We start from the raw sequence: 23,160 nt of genomic DNA on the forward strand, positions 1-23,160 counted from the left end.
GCAAGGAGACGCAACGATGTTTCTGCCGCAGGAGTTCATTCGCCGCAAGCGCGACCGGCAGCCGCTCGATCGCGACGAGATTGCCGCGTTCGTGCGCGGCGTGACCGACGGCAGCGTGACCGAGGGCCAGGTGGCGGCATTCGCGATGGCTGTGTACTTCAACGACCTGAGCACCGACGAGCGCGTCGCGCTGACGATCGCGCAGCGCGACTCGGGCGACGTGCTCGACTGGCGTGCGCTCGATCTCGGCGGACCGGTGATCGACAAGCATTCGACCGGGGGCGTCGGCGATGTCGTGTCGCTGATGCTCGGGCCGATGGTGGCCGCATGCGGTGGCTATGTGCCGATGATCTCGGGGCGCGGGCTCGGCCATACCGGCGGCACGCTCGACAAGCTCAGTGCGATCCCCGGCTACGACGTGACACCGGACACGGACACGTTTCGTCGTACGGTGCGTGACGTCGGCGTCGCGATCATCGGGCAGACCGCGCGGCTCGCGCCGGCGGACAAGCGCATCTATGCGATTCGCGATGTGACGGCGACCGTCGAGTCGGTCGCGATGATCACCGCGTCGATCCTGTCGAAGAAGCTCGCGGCGGGGCTCGACGGGCTCGTGATGGACGTCAAGGTCGGCTCCGGCGCGTTCATGCCGACCGCCGAGAAGTCGGCCGAGCTGGCACGTAGCATCGTCGACGTCGGAAACGGCGCCGGCATGAAGACGACCGCGATCCTGACCGACATGAACCAGTCGCTCGCGCCGTGCGCGGGCAATGCACTCGAAGTCGCGTGTGCGATCGACTACCTGACGGGCAAGTCGCGACCGGCGCGCCTGCATGACGTCACGATGGCGCTGTCGGCGCAGTTGCTCGTCACCGGCGGGCTGGCGCGCGACGTCGCGCAGGCGCGCACGATGTTGCAGCAGGCGCTCGACTCGGGCGCGGCGGCGGAACGCTTCGCGCGAATGGTGGCGACGCTCGGCGGCCCCGTGGACCTGATCGAAGCGCCCGCGCATCATCTTGCGCGGGCGGATGTGATCGTGCCGGTTCCGTCGCCTGCGAGTGGCGTGGTGAAGCGGGTCGATTGCCGCGCGCTCGGGCTCGCGGTCGTCGCGCTCGGCGGCGGCCGCACGCGCGCGGAGGATGCGATCGACTACCGTGTCGGCCTGACGGCACTCGCGGAGATCGGGCAGCGTGTCGAAGCCGGCCAGCCGCTCGGCTATGTGCATGCCCGCGACGACGTGGCGGCCGCACGTGCGGTGGCCGAGGTGCGGCAAAGCTACGTGCTGGGCGAGACGGGCGAGGCGAACCCGACCATTTACGAGCAGATCGGCTGACCGTGCGCCGATGCCGGCGCGGCGGAACGTGCCGGTGTCGGTGCTCGCCTTACATGACGGGGGAGTATCGTGCCGGCCGGGATGCGTCGTGTCGATGCATCCCCGCACACGACTGGAGGCACCATCGAGATGGAACGAGACGAACTGATCGAACAGGCCAGGGCGGCGCGCGAACGCGCGTATGCGCCGTATTCGCGCTTCAAGGTCGGCGCTGCGCTACAGGCGCGTGACGGAACGGTTTTTCACGGCTGCAACGTCGAGAACGCGTCGTACGGACTGTGCAATTGCGCGGAACGCACGGCGATGTTCGCGGCGATCGCGGCCGGCTATCGTCCGGGGGACTTCACGCGGCTCGCGGTCGTCGGCGATACCGACGGCCCGATCGCGCCGTGCGGCGCGTGCCGTCAGGTGATCATCGAGATCGGCAAGCCCGACATCGAAGTGATCCTGGCCAACCTGAAAGGGGCCGTCGAGGTCACGACGGCCCGCGCGTTGCTGCCGGGCGCGTTCAGTCTGTAACGGACACGCTGCGCGCATCACGCGCCGTCACGCGCGTCCCGGATCGGGATCACGGTGCGCGCGCCGCACTGGCGCAGCAGGTCGCGCAGTTCGTTGATGACCGGAAACACCTCGTGGTTCCAGTCGGCGCCCTGCCGGTCGTGCGCTTCCTGCTCGCGCTCGACGATCCAGCGATCCTCGCGGAAGATCCGCTCGGTGAACCAGACGAGCAGCGGCCACGCGAGATCGAGCGCGAACGGGATGCCGGGCTTGTGGATCGACAGCAGTCCGAACGTGCGGTTGGTACGCTGTTCCGCATCGAGCGGCACGTAGACGATCCACAGGTCCATCACGAGCGTGCCTTCGCTCGAGCGGATCTGCAGCGTCTGGTACGGGTAGCCGGTGCGAACCGTCATCACGCTCTTGTCGGCCTGGTCGCCGGGCTTCTTGCTCGAGCCGAACACGAGCGCCTCGCCGACCGGCTGCTTGCCTTCCATGCGCGCGAACGTGTAATCGACCTCGACCCAGTCGTCGCCGCGGCGCCGGCCGAGTGCGCGCGCCCGCATCTGCCCCATCTGCTTGCGATGCAGGAACTGATGGTTCATGTCCATCAGGTTCTCGTGCATGAACGAGTAGTGGCACTTGACCTCGCGGCCGAAGCGGCGCGTCTTGAATGCGCGGTCGTCCGCCGATTCGAGCGCGGGGAAAGGGCGTTCGTCGGCGAGCGTCGCGTCGCCGGGGAACACGAAGATCAGTCCGTGCGCCTCGCGGCACGGGTACGCCCGCACGCCGTTGGGCAAACGCTCGCGGCCGAGGTAGGGTACGTCGACGCAACGGCCGCTGTCGCACGCATAGGTCCAGCCGTGGTAGCAGCAGCGCAGCGTTTCGCCGCTCACGACGCCCGCATGCAGCGGCACTTGGCGGTGCGCGCAACGATCTTCGAGCGCATACACGGCGCCGGATTCGGTGCGCACGAGCACGATCGGATCGCCGGCGAAGCGCACGCCGAGCGTCTTGCCGCGCTTCAGTTCGCGCGACCACGCGAGCGGATACCAGTGATCGGGATGGATGGGCACGCGGCGCAGGTCGCGCACGACCGCGCCGGTGGACGGTTCTTCGAGGGTGCTGCTGTCAGACAAAGGCACTGCGCGCATGCGTGACGCCTCCTGGCTGGACGGAAGGTCCGGACGCCGCAACAAGCGGCGTGGCTTGGGAGAAGTCTACGCGAAGTTGCACCGCATGTCGGACGCGATGCGGGTTTGCACCGGCACGGCGGGCGCGGTTTGTTTGATGCGGCGCAACCGGGGCGCGGGCGGCGCGGGCGGCGCGCGCGGCATGCGCGGCCGCCCGGCTGCGGCCGGTGGCCGGTCACGAGCGGGCATCGCGCCACAGCACCGGATCGGCGCGGTACAGCGCCGGGAAGTAGTGTTTCAGTCCGGCGACCTTCGGCAGGTCGTTGAACGCGATGTATGGCGCGTCGGGATGCAGCTCGAGGTAGTTCTGGTGATAGGCCTCGGCCGGGTAGAACCCCTTGTAGTCCTCGATACGCGTGACGACCGGCGCCGGAAACACGTGCGCGGAGCCGAGCTGCGCGACGTACGCGGTCGCGACCGCGCGTTGCTGCGCGGTGGTCGGGAAGATTGCCGACCGGTATTGCGACCCTTCGTCTGGGCCTTGCCGGTTGAGTTCGGTCGGATCGTGGGCGACCGAGAAGAACACCTGCAGCAGCCGGCCGTAGGTGATCTGCGTCGGGTCGTAGACGATGCGCACCGATTCCGCGTGCCCCGTCAGCCCGGACCCGACGAGTGCATAGTGCGCGGTTTCGGACGCGCCGCCCGCATAACCGGCCGTGACCTGCTTCACGCCCTTCACATGCTCGAACACGCCCTGCACGCCCCAGAAACAGCCGCCGGCAAGCACGGCCGTCTCGTCGTGCGATGCGCCGGGTGTTTCGTCGAGTGTCGGCGCGGGCACGGTGCGCATCGGCTCGGCAGAGTTGACGATGCGCTGGTAGCCGAACACGGCGGCGGCCGCGACGGCGAGGGCGCCGATGCGGCGCAGCATCGCTGCGCGCCGTCGCGGCGTGGAAGCGCGGGTGGGTGTCGGGTTCATGGTGGGCTCCTTCGGAATGCGTTGGGGAAGACGGCGGTCGGGTGTCGGCCTGGCATGCGTTCAACCGAACGTGAATGCGTACGCATCGACACCCGGATCGAGAAACTCGATCGCGAATGTGCGGTCGGCGATGGCGCCCGGCTGACGGACGAGCTGGTACAGGCGCTGCCCGGTGACCGTGCCGTAGCCCTGCGCGTCGACGTCGGTGCCGTGTGCGGCACCGGGCGCCGCGCCGTCGAGCGTCACGCGAAAGCGCACCGGCTTGCCGTTCGCACCCGGGCCGAGCACGAGGTGCAGGTCGCGCGCATGGAAGCGGTAGACGATCCGGCCGGACGGCGCAGCGAGCGACGCGCGCTCGGCGCCGACCTGCCAGGTGCCGGCGAGGCCCCAGTCGTTCAGGTCGGGGTGGGCGGGCGCGTCGTAGCGGTGTGCCGCGTCGCGCACCACGCCGCCCGGCGACGTGAAGTCGTCCGCGCGCGCATAGCCGACATAGGTTTCGGGCGAGCGGACGTCGGCGCTGTCGGCCGCCGCGAGCGCGCCTTTTGCGGGAGCGCCGGCGAGCCCGAGCGGCACGTTCAGCGCTTCCGGGTGACCTGCCTCGGCGAGCAGCGACTGGATCGCGCGTTCCGACTGCGCGTATTCGCCTTCGCCGAAGTGGTGGCGGCGCACGCGTCCCTGTGCGTCGACGAAGTAGTGCGCGGGCCAGTATTCGTTGCTGAACGCGCGCCAGATCGTGTAGTGGTTGTCGATCGCGACCGGGAAGTCGATGCCGAGGTCGTGCACGGCCTTTTTCACGTTGCCGATGTCGCGCTCGAACGCGAACTCCGGTGCGTGCACGCCGATCACGACGAGACCGTACGGCGCGTACTTGCGTGCCCAGGCCGTGGTGTACGGCAGCGTGCGCAGGCAGTTGATGCACGAGTAGGTCCAGAAGTCGATGAGCACGACCTTGCCGCGCAGGCCGGCCGCGGTCAGCGGCGGCGAATTCAGCCACTGCACGGCGCCGTCGAGCGACGGCAGCGTGCCTTCGACGGGCAGCGCGGCGGGCGCCTTCGGCGCGGGCGTGATCTCCGCCGCGCGCATCATCGCGCCGCCGGACTGCACGGCATCGGCCGTCGCGGCCATCATCGCGCCGCCCGAACCGTTCGCGGTGTGGTCTGCCGAGCCGTTTGCCGGCGAACCCGTCGCGTCCATCGCCGCCGGCGCGCCGTTCGAGCGCCCGCCGAGCCGGTCGACGAGCTTCGTCTCGAGTCCGCCCGTCGTGACGGTCGACAGCTGCGCGAGCGCACCCGTATCGAGGCCGAGCGCGATCGCGCCGACGCTGGCCAGCAGCGCGGCGCCGATCCCGCGCTTGATCCATTCGCCCGCGCCGAGCGAGCGCTTCATCGCGGCGAACACCTTGCCGCCGATCACGAGCGCGACGCCGAGCGACGTCGCCGCGCCGGCCGCATACGCAACGAGCAGCAGCGTCGTGCCGACGCTCGCGCCGCGCAGCGCGGCGCCGGTCAGCACGAGCCCGAGGATCGGGCCGGCGCACGGCGCCCACAGCAGGCCGGTGGCGACGCCGAGCAGCAGCGACGACAGCGGGCCGGCCGGGCGGCCGTCGCGCTGCGCGAGGCCGGTGAGGCGGTTGCCTGCGGCGACGAGCGGGCGCGTCAGGTGTTCGGCGAGGCGCGGCATCAGCAGCGTCAGGCCGAATACCGCGAGCAGCACGATGGCAACCCACCGGCCGGCCTGGTTGGCCTGCGCGACCCAGCCCCCGCCGACGGCGGCGAGCGTCGCGACGACGGCGAACGTGAGCGCCATGCCGGCCAGCAGCGGCAGGCCGGTGCGCACGAACGGCTGGTCGGCGCGCGCGAACACGAACGGCAGCACGGGCAGGATGCACGGGCTCAGGATCGTGAGCACGCCGCCGAGATAGGCAAGGACGATGAGCAGCATGGTGCGTTCTCCAGTCGGTCGAGGATGGGGCCGGATCAGGCGGCGGCCGGGTGGAAGGCGAGCGCGAGCCCGTTCATGCAATAGCGCAGGTGGGTGGGCGGCGGGCCGTCGTCGAACACGTGGCCGAGATGGCCGCCGCAGCGGCGGCAGTGCACCTCGGTGCGGACCATCCCGAACGACGTGTCGGCGTCGGTCGCGACAGCGTGGTCGAGCGGCTTCCAGAAGCTCGGCCAGCCCGTGTGGCTGTCGAACTTGGTGGCCGACGAGAACAGTGCGAGGCCGCAGCCCGCGCACGCGAACGTGCCGGGGCGGTGCTCGTCGTTCAGCGGGCTGCTGTACGGCCGCTCGGTGCCGGCGTCGCGCAGGATCGCGTACTGGGCGGGCGTGAGCCGGCGATGCCATTCGGTGTCGCTGAGGGTGACCTCGTATGGCGCGGCCATCTTCGGCGCGGCCGTCGACGCGGCGAACGCGCGGCTGACCAATGTGCGGCGGCCGGCCGACGACAGCGCCGCGAGCGTGGCGAGGCCGGTGGCGCCGGCGAACAGCAGCAGATGTCTGCGGGTGGGCATGATGGGCTCCTGGAAGCAGGTCCTGAAAACATGCGCCCATCGTAGTCAGCGGCCGGTGTCGAAGTCCTCACGGAAAGTTAAATGAATTGTGATGTTTGCCGGAGGAGGCGGCCGCGTCGACGGGATGGTGTCCGGCCAAGCGCCGGCCGGCCAGGACTCGATAGTCGGCTGCGCCGGGTTCTGCCGTGACCATGAGCAAGAGGCGTCTCCAACTACGGCCATGCATCGAGTATGCGACTGCTTCACGGTGTTCGCTGCGGCAGCAATCAGGCGGGATAAGTCCGGCGGCGGTGTGGCGCAGTCAGGTCCCGGTCGGTTGAAACTGCCGGAGGGTTCGCCGTCATAGGAGGCAAACGCGTTGCAAGGTCACTGTGCGCTGATACACGGCTTTATTGAGCCACGGCACGAACACGTACTCGTCGTATGCGTCGCAGCCGATCAGGATCCAGTGGGACAGGACGTTGGACATGATGGGCCTCCTTGATTTCGCTGGCGTCGTTGTGGCGGGGGCCTATGCATCGCGATCGGCATCCGTCGTGCTCACACCCGGTATACCGGGCGAGCCCGGCGCCTATTCCCGAGGCCGCGCGATGCGCTTCATGCGCAGGATGCCGCGCGTCGCCGGAATAAACGGGACCGCTCGGTGGTATGCCGATCAGGCAGCATCACTCAGCGCACGTTTCGACGGGGAGGTTTCGATGAACGACAAGCCCACGCAAACCCGTGACATCCTGCGCGGAGCGCGGCGCGCTCGCGAGGTTCCCGCGAACGCAGACGAGGCCTCGGCGTCACCATCCTTCCGGGAACACGTCGACATGCGCCCGCCGTCGCACGACCACGCACCGTATCCCGCGCAGCACGCGCACGATGCCGATGCCGGGAAGCCGGCGTCCGCGCATGATGGGCTGCACAAGATAGCGCGGAGGCTGCAACTCGGCTCCGGCATCATGTTGTGGATCTATATTTCCGTTCACATGGTCAATCATGCGCTCGGCATCTGGTCGGTCGACGTTGCCGAGCGTGGCCTGCACCTCGCGATCGGTGTCTGGCAAAGCCTGCCCGGAACGATCCTGCTGTACGGCGCGGCCGGCCTGCATTTCGCGCTGGCGCTCCGCACCGTCTACGGCCGCCGGCACTGGGCGCTGCCGCCGGCCGAATGGCTGCGTCTTTGGGCGGGACTCGGCCTGCCGCTGCTGTTGATCCGCCACGTGGTCGGCACACGCGTCGCAACGTCGTTCTACGGCTTCGAGCCGAACTACGCACGGGTCGTCGTGGCGCTGCTGACGAGCGGCACGCAGGGCCTGCAGATCGCGCTGCTCGCGCCGGGGTGGGTGCATGGCAGCCTCGGGTTGTGGTTTCATTTGCGCCGGCGTGCGTTTTTCCATCGCGCGAGGTTTGTGCTGCTGGGGGTGCTCGTACTATTGCCCGTGCTGTCGGCGGCCGGATTCGTGCAGATGACGCGGGCGGTGGTGCCGGGCAGTCTCGCCGTCGCGGCCCCCGACGCGACGCTGGTGGCCCATCGTGCCGCGCTCGACAGCTGGCGGCATCTTCTCGTCACCGGCTACCTGTCGCTGATCGTCGCTGCGTTCGCCGGCGGGCAGTGGCGAAACCGGTTCGCTGGCGGCGTTTCGCGCGGCGCGCCCCGGGAGCAGTAAGCGGGTGCGCGAACCTGCCGCGTCCGCGCCTGGCAGGCGATCCGCACGAGTCGGCTGCGTCTGCTCGAAGCTCGCGCGGCCGAACATGGCACGCGGCATCTCGACACCGGCCTGCCGCCGGTCACGCCCGTCCCATGATCCGCGTGCCGAGCGAGATGCCGAGTTCGGACAGCGAAGCGTTGTTCGCGAGCTGGGCGGCCTCCCAGCGCGACAGCGCGGCGTCGAATGCGCTTGTGCGCACACCGCCGCGCAGCGCTTCGGCGAGACCAACCGCGTTCTCCGCCGCCTTCGCGACACCGGCGGCCGTATGCGGTCGCACGAGGCAGGCCGCGTCGCCGAGCAGCACCGCGCGGCCGAACGCCATGCGCTCGACCGCGAGATCGAGGATCGCCTGCGCGAACGGCGCCTGGGTCGCCTCGACGAGCGCGGCGAGCGTTGGCGCGAGCAACCGGCGGCCTGTGTCCACGAGTTCGAGCCGGTTGTCGTCGCGCATTGCGCCGGGCGGCAGCGAGCCGTCGCGCTGCGTGCCGTCCTGCGCGAGAAACAGCGACGGCACGCGATCCTGCTCGAGCCGCCGGTACCAGACCCAGTTCACGCGCCGCTTGCCCGGCTCGATCGCACCGTCGCGGCCGGGCACGAGGTAGGTCAGGAACAGATGCGCGTTGCCTTGCTGGAACGTGAACCGATCGCGCAGCACTTGCAGCACCGTGTCGGGAAGCGTGTGCTCGTCGGCGAGCCCGCGCCATGCGACGTAGCCCGCATACGCGGGCCGCGCGTCGGGCAGCAGCTGGGCGCGCACGGCCGAGCGGCCGCCGTCCGCGCCGACCAGCAGGTCGGCATGCTCGACGCGCCCGTCCGCGAAATGCGCGATCACGCGCGCGCCGTCCTGTTCGAACCGCTCGAACGATACGCCAGCGTGCACGACGCCGGCGGGCAGCGCGCGCTTCAGCGCGGTGTAGATCACGTTCCACGCGGTCTGCGTTTGCGGCATGTAAAGGCGCTGCACGATCCGGTCGTGCTCGTCGAGATAGATCCGGTCGACCGAATCGACGCCCGCATCGCGCGGCACCGGCACGCCGCCGAATGCGAACGCGCGCTCGATCGGCGGCTGCAGCACGATGCCGCCGCCGCGGCTGTCGAGGTCGTTGGGCGACTCTTCGAATACCTTGACGCGCCATCCGGCCGCGCGCAGCGCGGTCGCCGTGAACAGCCCGCCCACCGATCCGCCGATGACGATCGCCGACGGGCCCGAAACGTCGCTCATGATTCCCTTCCCGCGATGATTTGTCGCGCGCGGCGAATCACCCATTCCCAATGCTTCAGGAAATCGACCGGCAACGCGTTCACGCGCTCCGGCTGTTCTTCGCGCGCCATCTTGCGCTTGTCGTGGCCGGCGGCCGGCCCGCTGCCGGCGTCGATGTAGTGCTGGCGCCGATCGTTCGCGGTGACGGTGCGATGAGTGATCGAAGACGTGTCGGTGGTCATGTGACGGTCCCAGTGCGGTTCGGTCCGCGGGCGCCCGGACGCGGGCGCAAGTGCCTTTCGAGGATAGGCGAAGCGACCGGCACACCGGATGAATTGTTCTGAATTCGTCGGGCGGCGCGCGGGGCCGCGCTACACGCGGCGGCGTCGCCGCGCGGCCGCGCCGGACGCGAGCTGCTTCAGCGTCGCGGGCGTGCCGTGGAGAAACGCGTCGACCAGCCGTTCGATTTCGGTGTCGAGATCGTCGGGCACCGGCAACCCGTACACCCACTTGCGAACGCCGAAATAGAAGATGCTCGCGTGCAGGCTCCAGACGAGCTCGATTTCCGCGTTGCGCTGGGCCTCCGTCGCCGGCGTGGCGATGTCGTATTCGTGGCGCAGTTCGCGCAGCACCGGCAGGAACACGCGTTCGCGCAGCCGCGACAGATAGCGCGTGTTGAAGCCCTCGCGGCTGAGCCCCGCGAAGATGAAGGTGCGGATCCATTCGCGCCGCAGGATGGTTTGCGCGTACGCGCGGTAGAACGCGACCAGCCGCTCCTGCAGCGGGACCGTGCGATCCGCGATCATTTTTTCCCAGTCCGGGTTCCACGTGTAGACCTCGTCGTACACGCGATCGATCAGCGCTTCCTTGCTCGGAAAGTACCGGTACAGCAGCGGCTGGGTGACGCCGATCTGCCGCGCCAGCTCGCGCGTGCTGCCGGAAAAGCCGTGCGTCGCGAAGTGCTCGATCGCCTTCTCGACGATTTGCCGCTCGCGCGCTTCCGGCGCGAGGCGCCGGCCCGGTGTGACGGCGTTGCCGTCGGCATCCGTCCCGCGCTCGCGGGCTGGCGTGCTGCGTTTTCTTTCGGTCATGCATCGGCTCCTGATCGCGTGCGCTCTTAAGCTATCGATCGAAAAATAACACGATCGGGCCGCGAGGGCCGCTCGGGGCGTGCCTGCCGACGCGATGCGCGAACCGTTGCGCACGTGCCGCGCGTCGCGTCGACCGCGCCGTCCGTCCGGGCGTCCGGGCAGCCAATTCAGGAAAATTCAGGCCCATCGCCATGACATTAAGACGCGCCTTAACTAGTCTTGCTTCCGAACAGCCGTTTGGACCGGACGCCAGTCGGCACCGCCGGGCCGTTCGGCACAACCGGAGCGGAACATGCGTGATCTGATCTCGCCGGACGCAGGCATCGCGTGCGCCGGCGCAACCGTCGCCATCCAGGAGGCCGGGGCATGCCGACGCAGCCGGTAACCGCGGCCGCGGCACCCGATCACGTGCGTGGCGAGGACGTCTTTCTTGCGTCGATCGCCGGCTACGTCGACACACTCGGCTTCGTCGCGCTGTTCGGCCTGTTTACCGCGCACGTCACCGGCAACTTCATCCTGATCGGCTCGGGGCTGGCCGGCGTCGGGCAAGGGCTCGCGATCAAATGGCTCGCGTTTCCGGCCTTCATCGCCGGTATCGTCGGCGCGCGCGTGCTCGATCACCGGATGCGTTCGCTGGGCCACGGCCCGCGCGCGCGTTCGCTCTATGCGCTTCAGGCCGTGCTGCTGGCAGGGTTCATGCTGGCCGGCGTGATGGCGTCGCCGATCGCCGACGCCGATGCGCCGCGCACGATCCTGTGCGGTCTGCTCGGCGCTGCGGCAATGGGTGTCCAGAATGCGCACGGCCGGCTGACGGCCCGCTCGGTCGTCGCCAACACGGTGATGACGGGCAACGTCACGCAGGCGGTGATCGATGCGTTCGACTGGCTCGTGCCGCTTGCCGCGCCGGCCGAACGCGACGCCGCGCGCGCGCGACTGCGGCGCACGCTGCCGCCGGTCGCGGCCTTCGCGCTCGGTGCGGGCGCGGGGGCCGCGGCATACGTATTCGCCGCCTTCTGGGCGCTGGCGCTGCCGCTCGCGACCTTGTGCTTCCTCGCCTACCGATCCGGCCGGCCCGACGACGGTCCGGCATCACGCTGAATCCGCGCGCGACGCACGGCAGCGCTTACCACTTTCAAGGAGAATTTCGATGATTGCACTGAAGTTGCGACAGGTATTGCGGATGACGGCCGCGTCGACGGCCGTGCTCGGCGCATTGCTGGCGACCGCGCCGGCCCATGCGGACGAGACGCGTCTGCTCGAGACCTCGTCCGCGAAGGTGCCGGCCGTCTCGGTCGGCCCGCAATACGACACGACGCACGTGTGCGTCGCGCCGGAAGACTTCGACCGCTTCACCGACAGCTTCGTCGCCACGTTCGGCGGCAAGAAGTCGCAGCAGGGCGTATTCCAGGTCACGCCGACGCCGAGCCAGACGATGTCGCAGCTCGTGTTCACGCCGTCCGGCACGATCTCGGTGTTCGGCTTCAAGACGCCGATCCCATACCCGTTCTGCGAGGAGCGCACCGGCTACCTCGTCACCGACATGGACGTCGCGATGAAGTCGGCGCGCGCGCATGGCGCGGACGTGGTCGTCGACACGTTCCCCGATCCGATCGGCCGCGACGCGATCATTCGCTGGCCGGGCGGCGTGAACATGCAGCTGTACTGGCACACCCAGGCGCCGCACTACGATCCGCTGCAGACCGTGCCGGAAAATCGCGTGTACGTGTCGCCGGAAAGCGCGAGCAAGCTGGTGCACGACTTCGTCGCGTTCTCGCGCGGCAAGGTCGTGTCCGACGTGCGCAAGGCGCCGGGCATCGAGATCGGCCGGCCGAACGACACGTACCGCCGTATCCGCATCGAGTCGGGCTTCGGCAAGATGACCGTGCTCGCCACCGACGGCCATCTGCCTTATCCGTTCGGGCGCGAGATGACCGGCTACGAAGTGGCGGACCTTGCCGCCACGCTGGAGAAGGCCAAGGCCGCCGGCGTGACCGTTCTGGTACCGACCTTCACGTCGGACGGGCGCGATGCGGCGCTCGTGCAGTTCCCGGGCGGCTATGTCGCCGAGATTCACGCGCGGTCGAAGTGATGGACCGGCGGTCGATGAGGCGGTCGATGAAGCGGGCGTGGCGTGGCGCGTTGCCGGCGGCCATGCTGGTGGGCGGCGTCGCGACGCACGCCGGGACGGCCGCTGGCGCCGAGGAAACCGCGGCGCCGGCATCGACCGCCGCCGCGACGTGCACCGCGACGCGTCCTGTGGTGCTGTTCAACCGCTGGCAGGAAGACTGGTCGGTGCTCGCGAATCCATGCGTGCCGCGCAAGCCGCTCGACGGGCTGAAGTACATCCCGCTCGGCGCCGACCCGTCGACCTACCTGTCGCTCGGCGCGAACCTGCGCGAGCGCTTCGAGCTGAACAACGCGCCGCTGTTCGGGCTCGGCGCCGCCCACGACGACAACTACGTGATCCAGCGCGCGACGGTGCATGCGGATCTGCGCTATGCCGGACATTTCCAGGCGTTCGTCCAGTTCGTCGATGCGCGGCCGTTCGGCAAGGATACGGTCGGCCCGGTCGACAAGGATCAGCTCGACATCGAGCAGGCGTTCGTCGCGTATGTCGACCAGTTGGGCGGCGGCACGTTCAAGGCGCGCATCGGCCGGCAGGAGATGGCGTTCGACTTGCAACGGTTCGTGTCGGTGCGCGACGGCCCGAACGTGCGCCAGGCGTTCGATGCGCTGTGGGCCGATTACGAAATCGGCAAGTGGCGGCTGATCGGCTATGTGACGCGTCCTGTGCAGTATCGCAACGACGCGGTATTCGACGACGTGTCGAACCGGCACCTCAGATTCGACGGCGTGCGCGTCGAGCGCAACGATGTGGGGCCCGGTGACCTGTCGGGCTACTGGTCGCGCTATACGCGCGACAACGCGCGCTATCTGGGCGGGGCCGGCACCGAGCGGCGCGACGTGTTCGACATGCGCTACGCGGGCAAGTCTTCCGGGTTCGACTGGGACGCCGAGGCGATGCTGCAGACCGGGCACATCGGGCAGGACACGATCGGTGCGTGGGCGTTCGGCGCGCTGGGCGGCTACACGTTCGCGAAGACGCCGGGCACGCCGCGCATCGGCATCCAGGTCGACGGCGCGTCGGGCGACAAGCATCCCGGCGACGGACGCATGGGCACCTTCAACCCGCTGTTCCCGAACGGCTCTTACTTCACGCTCGCCGGCTATACGGGCTACACCAACCTGATTCACGTGAAGCCGTCGCTGACGTTCAAGCCGGCCGGCAACGTGACAGTGCTGACCGCGGTCGGTTTCCAGTGGCGCGAGACGACGGCCGACGCGATCTACGGGCAAGGGATGCAGGCCGTGCCCGGCACGGCCGGCAAGGGCGGCGCGTGGACGGGCATGTACGCGCAGGCCCGCGTGGACTGGCTCGTCAATGCGAACACGGCGCTGGCGGTCGAGGCGGTGCACTTCCAGCTCGCCGATTCGATTCGTGCGCTGGGCGCGCGCAATGCCGACTATGTCGGCGTGGAGGCGAAGTTCGGCTGGTGACGCGACGTGCCGCGCGGCTCAGTGCTGCGCGCCGGCGAGCGTCTCGACGAAATCGATGAACGCCGTGACGCGCTTCGAGCCGCGCTGATTCGGCAGGTACAGCGCGGTGACGACCGAGCGCGCCGCATCGGGCATGACGTCGTACTGTTCGAAGAGCCTGCGCAAGCGGCCCGACTGGACGTCGGCATCGACCAGCCAGTCGGGCAGCAGTGCGATGCCGGCACCGTCGAGCACGGCATCGCGCAACACTTCGCTGTGGTTCGATTTCAGGCGCCCGGTGACGAGCACTTTCGTCGTGCCGTGCGCATCCGCAAACGTCCACGCCTGCTGGTCGCCGCCGAAATGAAAGCGCAGGCAGCCGTGATCGACCAGCTCGCCCGGCGCCGATGGCGTGCCGTGTGCATCAAGGTAGTCGTGGCTCGCGACGACATAGCGTTGGAACGTGCCGAGCTGTCGCGCGACGACTTCCGCGGACGGGGCCGCTTCGCCGAGCCGGATCGCGACATCGATCCGGCCGGTTACGAGATCGACGCGTTCGTCGGTGAGCTGCAGGTCGAGATCGAGCTTCGGATAGCGCGCGAGGAAGGCCGCGACGTGCGGCGCGATGCGGCGCATGCCGTACGCGACCGGCACCGACACGCGCAGCGGCCCGGACGGCTCGTCGCCGCGATCGGCGACCAGTGCGTCGGCTTCCGCGAGTTCCTCGAGCAGCCGCTTCGCGCGTGCGTAGTACACGGAACCGGCATCGGACAGCGTGACCTGTCGCGTCGTGCGGTTCAGCAGCACGGTGCCGAGCGACGCCTCGAGCGCATCCACCGCGCGCACCACCGACGAGGCCGCGAGATCGAGACGTCGTCCCGCGCTCGAGAAGCCGCCGGCTTCCGCTACTTCCACGAACGCGCGCAGCGCGGAGAACTTGTCCATGTCGTCGCCCTTGTAACTTCGTGACTTCGTGCCTTTGTGCGTATCGTAACGATGCGTTGCGTGCCGTTCGCATTCTATCGCCGGCCCGCAAGCGCTATCTTCAGGACTGGCAATGTACAGGAAGGAGCGTGCGATGAAACCCCTCGAAGTAACGGTGACCTACGATCTCATCTGCCCGTGGTGCTGGATCGCGGAGCACAGGCTCGCGGAAGCGATCGACGAAGCAGGCCTGGCCGGCAACGTGAGCGTCCGGTTCGTGCCGTTCGAACTGAACCCGACGATGCCGGCCGGCGGCATCGACCGCAAGGCGTACCGGAGCGCGAAGTTCGGCAGCTGGGCGCGCTCGCAGGCACTCGACGCGCATGTGGCCGAAGCCGGCCGCGCGGCGGGCCTCGTGTTCGATCATGCGCGGATCGCGCGCACGCCGAACACGCGGCTTGCACACCGGCTCGTCTGGTTCGCCCAGCAACGCGGCAGCGCCGTCGCGCTCGTCGATGCGCTGTTCGCCGCGTATTTCCGCGACGGCCGCGATATCGGCGACGCGGACGTGCTGGTCGAGATTGCGACGGGCGCCGGTTTGCCGGGCGACGCGGTGCGTGCGTTCCTCGCGTCCGGCGAAGGGCTCGACGCGGTGGTCGCGCTCGAAGCGGAGGCGGTGCGTGAAGGCGTCGCTTCGGTGCCGTCGACGCGCATCGGCCTGTCGGTCGTCAGTGGCGCGCAGCCGGCTGCCGTCTTTCGCGATGCATTGATTGACGCGCAGCGCGCGCTCGACCAGATCGCCTGAATCTTGGCCGGCCCGCCGAGGCACGGCTTTCAGAACGATTCATGTCCCGCTCAGGATTATTGCGAACCGGGCCGGTAAGCTCGGTGTCGTGCGCACGTCGCCGGCCGGGCCGGCAAGCCGGCGCGCAATGTCGCAACGTCGATATGCAACCGGGAAACGGACATGAAGAACCTGAATTGGCGCACGCGCGCGGGCGGGATGCTGCTCGTCGCGTGGTGCTTCGGCATCCTCGCATCGGTCGCGTTCGCCGCAGAGCCGGGCGGCGGCGACCAGGCCCCCGGCTTCTATCGGCAGAAGCTCGGCGATCTGCAGATCGTCGCGCTGTCTGACGGCACGCATCCGTTTCCGATCGATACGGTCTTCCGCGATGTGTCGAAGGCCGAAATCCGGCGCGATCTCGATCGCGCGTTTCTCGAACCGCCGGTACAGGGGTCGATCAATGCGTTCCTGGTCGATACGGGAACGAAGCGGATTCTCGTCGATACCGGCGCCGGCGTGCTGTACGGCGACTGCTGCGGCAAGCTGCTCGCCAACTTGCGTGCGGCAGGCTATGCGCCCGAGCAGATCGACGAAGTGTTGCTCACGCACCTGCACAAGGATCACGTCGGCGGCATCGTGTCGAACGGCAGGATGACCTTTCCGAATGCGGTCGTCCGCGTGAACGAGGTCGAGGCGAATTATTGGCTCGATCCGGACAACAAGGCACAGGCGCCGGCGTTCCTCGCGTCGTTTTTCGATGCGGCGGCCGCGTCGGTCGCGCCGTACGTCGCGGCCGGGCGCTTCAAGACGTTTCGCGGCGAAGCGACGCTCGCCCCCGGCATTCGCGCGGTGCCGATGCCCGGTCATACGCCGGGCCATACGGCCTATCTGATCGAGAGCGGTAACGCCGGGCTGCTCGCGTGGGGCGACATCGTGCACGTCGCGGCGATCCAGTTGCAGGATCCGGACGCGACCGTCCAGTACGACAGCGATGCCGACACGGCGCGCCGCACCCGGCGCGATACGCTGAAGCGCGTCGCGGACAAGCGTTATCTGGTCGGTGCCGCGCACATCGCGTTTCCCGGGCTCGGGCATTTGCGCAGGGATGGGGAGCAGTATGACTGGGTGCCGGTCAACTACGACACGACACCGCTTCGATGACGCGAAGGCGCGCGGCAGCAGTGGCCGCGCGTGACGGAATCAGCGCGACAGTTCGCGCCGCCATGCGCCGGGCGGATGGCCGACGATCCGCGCGAACACGCGGTTCAGGTGGCTCTGGTCCGAGAAGCCGCAGGCGACCGCGATTTCCGCGAGCGTCATGTCGGTCGTCTCGATCAGTTGCCGGGCGCGGATCACGCGCTGTTCGAGCAGCCATTGATGCGGCGTGCGTCCCGTCGTTCGCGAGAACGCACGGATGAAATAGCCGCGCGACAGGTCGCATTCACTCGCGACCTCCTCGATCGACACGCCGAGATCCGCCTTTTCCATCAGCAGCTCCTTGGCGAGCGCGGCTTTGGCCGGCGAGAGTACGCCCTTGCGCTGCAGGTCGCGCGTGCGCGTATTGCCGTAGCGGCATGCCAGATGCGTGCCGATCGCGAGGCCCATCTGCTCGACGAACAGCGTATTCAGCGCGCCGGGCGCGTCGAGGCTGTCGGCGACGGCGTGCGCGAGATGGCCCAGCACCGCGTCCTGCACGTCGGGCGCGCAGGTCAGCCCGCCGATTTCCGTGCCGTCGTGCTCGCGGCCGAGGCGGTCGAGGTAGCTGTGCGACAGCTCGACGAGCACGAAGTCGAACTTGCCGTACAGGTCGGCGCGGAAATTCCGGGAAAAGTCGCGAATGTAGATCGAGTTGTGCTGAAACCGCCGCTCGGATTTGCCGGCCCCGCCGTAGATCGTGCGCCGGTGCCCGCCATTGAGCGACACGCCGATCAGGAAACCGCGATCGCTGGCCGCCATCTCGATGCGCTCGAATTGCTCGTCGCGCATGCATTTGCGATGGAGCTTCAGGCCGCCGACCGACCTTTCGATATCCTTGGACAGCAGGCTCGACAGACATCCGAGCGTGTCTTTCGGCGGCGCCGCGGGTGGCGCGACGAGGGGGACTTGCATGGCGGAACAATCCTTCGGTTGGGTACGGCGCGCGGGCATTTTTACGCGCAGTTTATACGGTGCGTCCGGCAGCCCCCAAGATAACTTGAATAAATGTCCGCTGGCTGACGAAATGCTTGCGGCGAACCGATTCGTGCCGCGCCGGCCCGGCAGGCGCGCGAAGGCGCTATTCCGGTCGATGTTGCCCCATTTGTATTTGCGCGACGCGGGTTCGGGGGCGTGCCCATGCGGAGGTCGCCAGTGCATTTTCCTTCAAGATTTTTATTTATACGGCGTTTACACTCGGCCCACTTTTTGAGATATCGCGCCCGGCCTGCAGGGCTGGCCGGGTGCGCACTCCCGCCCCGGTGAACTGCCGTGTTCACATGGCGGTCATCGTGGGGAACCTGGAGGCGGCCATGATCCAGATCGGGACGTTGTCGGTGGATTTCGAGCAGCGAGACATTCGCTGCCACGGCGCGTCGTTGCGTATCGGCGCACGCGCGCTTGACATACTGGAAGTACTGCATCGCGCCAACGGTTCCGTCGTGTCGAAGGACGACATCATGGATGCCGTGTGGCCGGGCCTGATCGTCGAGGAGAACCGGCTGCAGGTCCATGTCGCGACGTTGCGCAAGGCGCTGGGCGCGAACCGCGACCTGATCAAGACGGTGCCGGGCCGCGGTTACCTGCTGATCGCGAATCCCGCCGTCGCGCACGAGGCGCCGCCGCGCGCGACCGCGTTGCCGCAGGACGCCGTCGTCGCTGCCCGTCCGGCTCCGCTGGTCGGACGTCAGGCCGAGATCGAGCAGATCGTCGACATGATCGAACGTGCGCCGGTCGTCACGCTGGTCGGTGCGGGCGGCATCGGCAAGACGAGCCTGGCCGACCGGGTCGCGCACGAACTGCGCAGCCGGTCCGGCGAGCGCGTCTTGTTCGTGGCGCTGGCGAGTGCCGCGACGCGCGACGACGTGCTGCTCGCGATTGCCGCGGAACTGGGACTCGAGACGGACGGCTTGCCGGGCATCGACCGGATCGGCGATGCGTTCGCCGCGTCGCCAGGCCTGCTTGTGCTCGACAACGCGGAGCACGTCGTCGATCTGGTTGCCGACCTCGTCGATACGCTGACGTCGCGCGCCACATCGCTGCGTGTGCTCGTGACGAGTCGCGAACCGCTTCATATCTCGGTCGAAGCCGTGTTTCGCGTGAGTCCGCTGGCGGTGCCGGACGGCGGTGCATCCGTCGACGAGATCGAGCGCTATTCGGCCGTCGAGCTGTTCCTGGCGCGGATCCGTGCCGCCACGCCCGATTGCGCGGTCGATCCGGCCGGCATCCGGCTGATCGGCGACATCTGCCGGCGTCTCGACGGGCTGCCGCTTGCCATCGAGCTGGCTGCCGCGCGCGTCGCGACGCTCGGGCTCGAGATCGTCGCGTCCCGTCTCGACGACAGGCTGAACCTGCTGACGGGCGGGCTGCGCTCGGCGCTGCCGCGCCACCAGACGTTGCGGGCGACGTTCGACTGGAGCTATGTGCTGCTGGATGCGGCCACGCGGTCGCTGTTTCGCCGGATGGCGTGCTTCATCGGCCCGTTTACGTTCGATGCCGCCCGCGAGGTTGCGATGGAGCCCGGCATGTCGGCCGCCGAGATGATCGCGGTGCTCGGCGAACTGGTCGCGAAGTCGCTGGTGACCGTCGAGTTCGACGGCGCGCAGGCGCGCTACCGGTTGACGGAATCGACGCGCGCGTATGCGCTCGAAAAGCTGCACAACGAGGGCGAATTCGACGCCATCGCCGAGCGTCATGCGCGCTACGAGCGCGAGCAGGCGGAAGCACGGATGCAGACGCAGGCACAAGCCGCGGACCTCGCGAGCCTGCGTCCGGCCGCCGGTGCGCCGGCACCGCGCGAGCCTGTGGCGGCCGAGCCGCAGGCGCTGGAGCTGGAGGCGGACGCGTTGGCGCTCGCGTTGCTGGCGCCGGCGCGGATGCGCGAATGTTCGATACCGGCGCGGCGAGCGCTCGACGCGATCGAGGCCGGGGGGGCCGCGTCCGTCGACGCGACGCGCGAGATGCGCTTGCGCGCGGCCTATGCGGCGGCGCTGCTGCATACCGATGGCGATACGCACACGGCGGCCGCGATGTGGGACCGGACGCTCGCGCTCGCGGGCCGGATCGGCGACGAGGCATTCGACGCGCGTGCGCTGGTCGGGCTGTGGAACACGATGCTGACGCGCTCCGACATCCACGAATCGTTGCGCTACGCGACGCGCTTCGAGCGCGCCGCCGAGCGGCGGGGCGACCGGTCGCAGCGGGTGCTGGCGAACGCGATGGTCGCGACCTCGCTGCATTACTTCGGCGAACACGCGCAGGCGCGCGAGCGGCTGGAGGCGGCGACGGACGAGCTGGCCGAGGCCGGCGAACCGTCGTGCGTGGAGGCAGCGCTGGGGATCGACGTCGCGACGCTCGGCCGGACGATGCTGACGCGGCTCGTGTGGATGCAGGGCGATCCGGAATATGCGATGCGACTGGCGGCGCAGGCGGTCGAATGCGCGCGCCGCGCCGGGGCGGGGCTGGCGTTGTGCGTCGTGCTCGGCGCCGCGGCCGTGCCGATTGCATTGCACTATGGCGATCACGACGTGATTTCCGACTATCTCGGCACGCTGCGATCGACCGCCGAGGCGAACGGATTCGACATCTGGCTCAGTCACGCGGAATGTCTGGCCGGGCAGTTCGACATGCAGACCGGGCACCCCGGTGCCGGTCTCGCGCGGCTCGAGCCTGCGCTGCGGCGCATCGAAACGAGCGGATTCCGGCGCGTGCTCGCACCGCTGACCGTCGCGTACGCGGAAGGCCTGACGCGCACCGGCCGCGCGGCCGAGGCATGCACGAAGCTCGATGCGACGCTCGCGCGCTGCCGCGCGCACGGCGAGCATCTGTTCGTGCCCGAACTGTTGCGCGCCCGGGGGCTCGCGATGCTCGAACAGGCCCGCACCGCCGATGCGGACCTCGCGATCGCCTGTGAAGCCGACGGGCACCGTCATCTGCTGATGGGGATCCATACCGCGAACGGGCAAGGGGCAGCCATGTGGGCGCTGCGCGGCATGCTGGATCTCGCCGATCACCTGATCGAGCGTGGGCGTACCGCGCAGGCTTCGTCGCTGGTGGCCAATCTGCCAGGGCATTTCGATCCGCAATCGCGCGCGTTCGATGTTCGCCGGTTGGCGCGCGTGCAGAACTTCGTTCGCCCGGAGACGACGCCGTCGACGGCCCGTACGCGCATGCGGCACGAGGCGGCGGATGCGATGCAGCAGGTGGCGTAACGGCGCGCCGGGCCCGCGCAAGACGCCGCCGCGCCATCGCGCCGCAGCCTGCCGGTCCGATCGTTCAATGTTCAAGGGGGAGTGGATGGTCCGTGTATCGTCAGTCCGGGTGCCTGCCGCGTGCGGCCGTATGCCGGCTTTGGGCGCAAGCAGGAGGCAGGACGGTGCTTAAGGCGACGGAACCCGCGGAATCGGCGGACCTCATCGTATACAACGGCAAGATCGCGACGCAGGACGACCGGCAGTCGTTCGTGACCGCGCTCGCGGTGAAGGACGGCCGGATCCTCGCGGCCGGCAGCGGGCCCGACGTAATGCGCCACGCGCGCGCCGACACGCTTCGCATCGACCTGAACGGCCGCACCGTGATCCCGGGGCTGAACGATTCGCACCTGCACGTGATTCGCGGCGGCCTGAATTTCAACCTGGAACTGCGCTGGGACGGCGTGCCGACGCTGGCCGATGCGCTCGCCATGCTGCGCCGCCAGGTGCTGCGCACGCCGGCGCCGCAGTGGGTGCGCGTCGTCGGCGGCTGGACCGAATTCCAGTTCGCGGAGAAGCGCGGGCCGACCGTGGCCGAACTCAACGCGATCGCGCCCGACACGCCGGTCTTCATCATGCACCTGGGCGACAGCGCGCTCCTGAACGCGGCCGCGTTGCGCGCGATCGGCTATGGCCGCGACACGTCCGATCCGCCCGGCGGCGAAATCCAGCGCGATCGCCTCGGCAGGCCGACCGGCATGCTGATCGCGCGACCGGACATGGCCGTCCTGCACACCGCGCTCGAGAAGGGCCCGAAGCTCGGTCACGACGACCAGATGAATTCGATGCGGCACTTCATGCGCGAACTGAACCGCCTCGGCGTGACGAGCGCGATCGACGCCGGCGGTGATTTCCAGGCCTTTCCGGACGACTACGGCGCGATCCTGGCGCTCGCGAAACGCGGCGAACTGACGGTGCGCATCGCATACAGCCTGTTCGTGCAGCATCCCGGACGGGAACTCGACGACTACGCGCGCTGGGTGACGCTGGCGAAGCCCGGCGACGGCGACGCGTTCCTGCGGATGAACGGCGCGGGCGAACTGCTGGTGTACTCCGCGGCCGACTTCGGGAATTTTCTCGAACCGCGCCCCGATCTGCCCGACGTGCTCGAGGCCGAACTGGCCTCGGTGGTGCGGCTGCTGGTGCGGCACCGCTGGCCGTTCCGGCTGCACGCGACCTACGACGAATCGATCGGCCGCTTCCTGAACGTGCTCGAAGCCGTGAACCGCGACATGCCGTTCGACGGGCTGCGCTGGTTCTTCGACCACTGCGAGACGATTTCGGATGCGAACATCGCGCGCATCGCCGCGCTCGGCGGCGGCGTGACGGTTCAGCACCGGATGGCGTTCCAGGGCGAGTACTTCATTGCGCGCTACGGCGCGGAAGCGGCCACGCGCACGCCGCCGATCCGCGCGATGCTGGCGGCCGGGCTGCCGGTCGGCGCGGGCACCGATGCGACGCGCATCGCGAGCTACAACCCGTTCGTGTCGCTGTACTGGATGGTGTCCGGGCGCACCGTCGGCGGCACGGCGCTCTATCCCGAACACAACCGGCTCAGCCGGATGGAAGCGCTGCGCCGTTACACGGTCGGCAGTGCATGGTTCTCGAACGAGGACGATCGCAAGGGCGCGTTGGTGCCCGGCCAGTACGCGGATTTCGCGGTGCTGACGGACGACTACTTCACGATCGACGAACCGCGGATCAAGTTGCTGTCGTCGGTGCTGACGGTCGTCGACGGCAAGGTCGTGCATGCGGACGACGAGTTCGCGCCGCTCGCGCCGCCGCCGCTGCCGGTCAGCCCCGCGTGGTCGCCGGTGGCCGAATTCGGCGGCGCCGGCGGAATCGGCCAACGTCGTCCGGCCGCTTCGGCGCAGCCGCGCGCGGCGGCCGGCGACGGCCCGGAGGTCGGTTTCGCGCGCGGTCGCGGGCGTCGTTTCGCGCAGCGTCTTCATGTCGCCGCGATGGAAACTGTCGAGCAGTGCGAAGCATTCGGTCAACCCGGTCTCGCATTTTAGGATGGCGTCGGTCA

The 23,160-nt window shown here is 68.9% G+C and carries 20 protein-coding genes; 10 read left to right on the top strand and 10 right to left on the bottom strand.

Annotated elements, in window-relative coordinates:
* Positions 1-16: 16 nt before the first annotated feature.
* Complete coding sequence (gene deoA, locus DIE08_RS16170; protein ID WP_124902491.1) at positions 17-1,333, top strand: thymidine phosphorylase; 1,317 nt, start codon at positions 17-19, stop codon at positions 1,331-1,333.
* A 129-nt stretch (positions 1,334-1,462) separates the two neighbouring features.
* Positions 1,463-1,852: a cytidine deaminase gene (locus DIE08_RS16175; RefSeq protein ID WP_124902492.1), complete on the top strand. Its 390-nt coding sequence runs from the start codon at positions 1,463-1,465 to the stop codon at positions 1,850-1,852.
* A gap of 17 nt (positions 1,853-1,869) precedes the next feature.
* Here the strand turns inward: DIE08_RS16175 and DIE08_RS16180 are convergent, their stop codons facing one another.
* The 5 genes from DIE08_RS16180 to DIE08_RS36215 all read right to left on the bottom strand — a co-directional run bounded on the left by DIE08_RS16180 (position 1,870) and on the right by DIE08_RS36215 (position 6,922).
* Positions 1,870-2,985, bottom strand: a complete 1,116-nt coding sequence (locus DIE08_RS16180; protein WP_059606043.1) for an aromatic ring-hydroxylating dioxygenase subunit alpha — start codon at positions 2,983-2,985, stop codon at positions 1,870-1,872.
* 214 nt (positions 2,986-3,199) lie between these two features.
* On the bottom strand, positions 3,200-3,943 hold the full coding sequence (gene msrA, locus DIE08_RS16185) for a peptide-methionine (S)-S-oxide reductase MsrA (RefSeq protein WP_124902493.1): 744 nt from the start codon (positions 3,941-3,943) through the stop codon (positions 3,200-3,202).
* Between the two features lie 60 nt (positions 3,944-4,003).
* Positions 4,004-5,884 carry a cytochrome c biogenesis protein DipZ gene (locus DIE08_RS16190; RefSeq protein WP_124902494.1) on the bottom strand — a complete coding sequence of 627 codons (1,881 nt, stop codon included), beginning with the start codon at positions 5,882-5,884 and terminating at the stop codon, positions 4,004-4,006.
* 35 nt (positions 5,885-5,919) lie between these two features.
* A complete protein-coding gene (gene msrB, locus DIE08_RS16195) occupies positions 5,920-6,453 on the bottom strand; it encodes a peptide-methionine (R)-S-oxide reductase MsrB (RefSeq protein WP_124902495.1) in 534 nt (177 codons plus the stop codon).
* Positions 6,454-6,793: 340 nt separating this feature from the next.
* Positions 6,794-6,922: a hypothetical protein gene (locus DIE08_RS36215; protein WP_257129397.1), complete on the bottom strand. Its 129-nt coding sequence runs from the start codon at positions 6,920-6,922 to the stop codon at positions 6,794-6,796.
* Between DIE08_RS36215 and DIE08_RS36560 the strand changes: the two genes are divergently transcribed.
* Positions 6,921-8,108 (top strand): hypothetical protein, encoded by a 1,188-nt coding sequence (locus tag DIE08_RS36560; RefSeq protein ID WP_311768946.1) that lies wholly within the window; start codon positions 6,921-6,923, stop codon positions 8,106-8,108. The genes DIE08_RS36215 and DIE08_RS36560 overlap by 2 nt on opposite strands.
* A 121-nt stretch (positions 8,109-8,229) precedes the next feature.
* On the opposite strand, the gene DIE08_RS16205 is transcribed toward DIE08_RS36560, so the two are convergent.
* From DIE08_RS16205 to DIE08_RS16215, 3 genes are all read right to left on the bottom strand, one after another.
* Positions 8,230-9,372, bottom strand: a complete 1,143-nt coding sequence (locus DIE08_RS16205) for an FAD binding domain-containing protein (RefSeq protein WP_124902496.1) — start codon at positions 9,370-9,372, stop codon at positions 8,230-8,232.
* A complete protein-coding gene (locus tag DIE08_RS16210) occupies positions 9,369-9,593 on the bottom strand; it encodes a hypothetical protein (RefSeq protein ID WP_124902497.1) in 225 nt (74 codons plus the stop codon). Before DIE08_RS16210 ends, DIE08_RS16205 begins: the two co-directional genes overlap by 4 nt.
* Positions 9,594-9,722: 129 nt before the next feature.
* The gene (locus DIE08_RS16215; protein ID WP_059606062.1) at positions 9,723-10,442 is read right to left on the bottom strand and encodes a TetR/AcrR family transcriptional regulator; all 720 of its coding nucleotides are present in this window, start codon (positions 10,440-10,442) and stop codon (positions 9,723-9,725) included.
* A 366-nt stretch (positions 10,443-10,808) separates the two neighbouring features.
* Between DIE08_RS16215 and DIE08_RS16220 the strand changes: the two genes are divergently transcribed.
* Genes DIE08_RS16220 through DIE08_RS16230 form a run of 3 tightly spaced genes read left to right on the top strand, consistent with a single transcriptional unit; the run spans position 10,809 to position 14,000 of the window.
* A complete protein-coding gene (locus tag DIE08_RS16220) occupies positions 10,809-11,540 on the top strand; it encodes a YoaK family protein (protein WP_059606064.1) in 732 nt (243 codons plus the stop codon).
* A 49-nt stretch (positions 11,541-11,589) separates the two neighbouring features.
* Complete coding sequence (locus DIE08_RS16225; protein ID WP_059534424.1) at positions 11,590-12,531, top strand: hypothetical protein; 942 nt, start codon at positions 11,590-11,592, stop codon at positions 12,529-12,531.
* A gap of 26 nt (positions 12,532-12,557) precedes the next feature.
* Positions 12,558-14,000 carry an alginate export family protein gene (locus tag DIE08_RS16230; RefSeq protein ID WP_124902498.1) on the top strand — a complete coding sequence of 481 codons (1,443 nt, stop codon included), beginning with the start codon at positions 12,558-12,560 and terminating at the stop codon, positions 13,998-14,000.
* 18 nt (positions 14,001-14,018) lie between these two features.
* Here DIE08_RS16230 and DIE08_RS16235 read toward each other — a convergent pair whose 3' ends face one another.
* On the bottom strand, positions 14,019-14,924 hold the full coding sequence (locus DIE08_RS16235) for a LysR family transcriptional regulator (protein WP_124902499.1): 906 nt from the start codon (positions 14,922-14,924) through the stop codon (positions 14,019-14,021).
* 133 nt (positions 14,925-15,057) lie between these two features.
* Here DIE08_RS16235 and DIE08_RS16240 point away from each other — a divergent pair, with 133 nt between their 5' ends.
* Together DIE08_RS16240 and DIE08_RS16245 are read left to right on the top strand one after the other, a co-directional pair.
* Positions 15,058-15,708 (top strand): DsbA family oxidoreductase, encoded by a 651-nt coding sequence (locus DIE08_RS16240; protein WP_124902500.1) that lies wholly within the window; start codon positions 15,058-15,060, stop codon positions 15,706-15,708.
* A 198-nt stretch (positions 15,709-15,906) separates the two neighbouring features.
* Complete coding sequence (locus tag DIE08_RS16245; protein WP_108064800.1) at positions 15,907-16,848, top strand: MBL fold metallo-hydrolase; 942 nt, start codon at positions 15,907-15,909, stop codon at positions 16,846-16,848.
* A 39-nt stretch (positions 16,849-16,887) separates the two neighbouring features.
* Here DIE08_RS16245 and DIE08_RS16250 read toward each other — a convergent pair whose 3' ends face one another.
* Complete coding sequence (locus tag DIE08_RS16250) at positions 16,888-17,796, bottom strand: AraC family transcriptional regulator (RefSeq protein ID WP_124902501.1); 909 nt, start codon at positions 17,794-17,796, stop codon at positions 16,888-16,890.
* A gap of 398 nt (positions 17,797-18,194) precedes the next feature.
* On the opposite strand from DIE08_RS16250, the gene DIE08_RS16260 reads away from it, so the two are divergent.
* Together DIE08_RS16260 and DIE08_RS16265 are read left to right on the top strand one after the other, a co-directional pair.
* Positions 18,195-21,092, top strand: coding sequence for a winged helix-turn-helix domain-containing protein (locus DIE08_RS16260; protein WP_124902503.1), 2,898 nt, complete (start codon positions 18,195-18,197; stop codon positions 21,090-21,092).
* Between the two features lie 164 nt (positions 21,093-21,256).
* Positions 21,257-23,146 (top strand): amidohydrolase, encoded by a 1,890-nt coding sequence (locus DIE08_RS16265; protein WP_124902504.1) that lies wholly within the window; start codon positions 21,257-21,259, stop codon positions 23,144-23,146.
* The last annotated feature ends 14 nt before the right edge of the window (positions 23,147-23,160 follow it).

Source organism: Burkholderia sp. Bp9004 (assembly GCF_003858025.1).
Classification (GTDB): Bacteria; Pseudomonadota; Gammaproteobacteria; order Burkholderiales; family Burkholderiaceae; genus Burkholderia; species Burkholderia diffusa.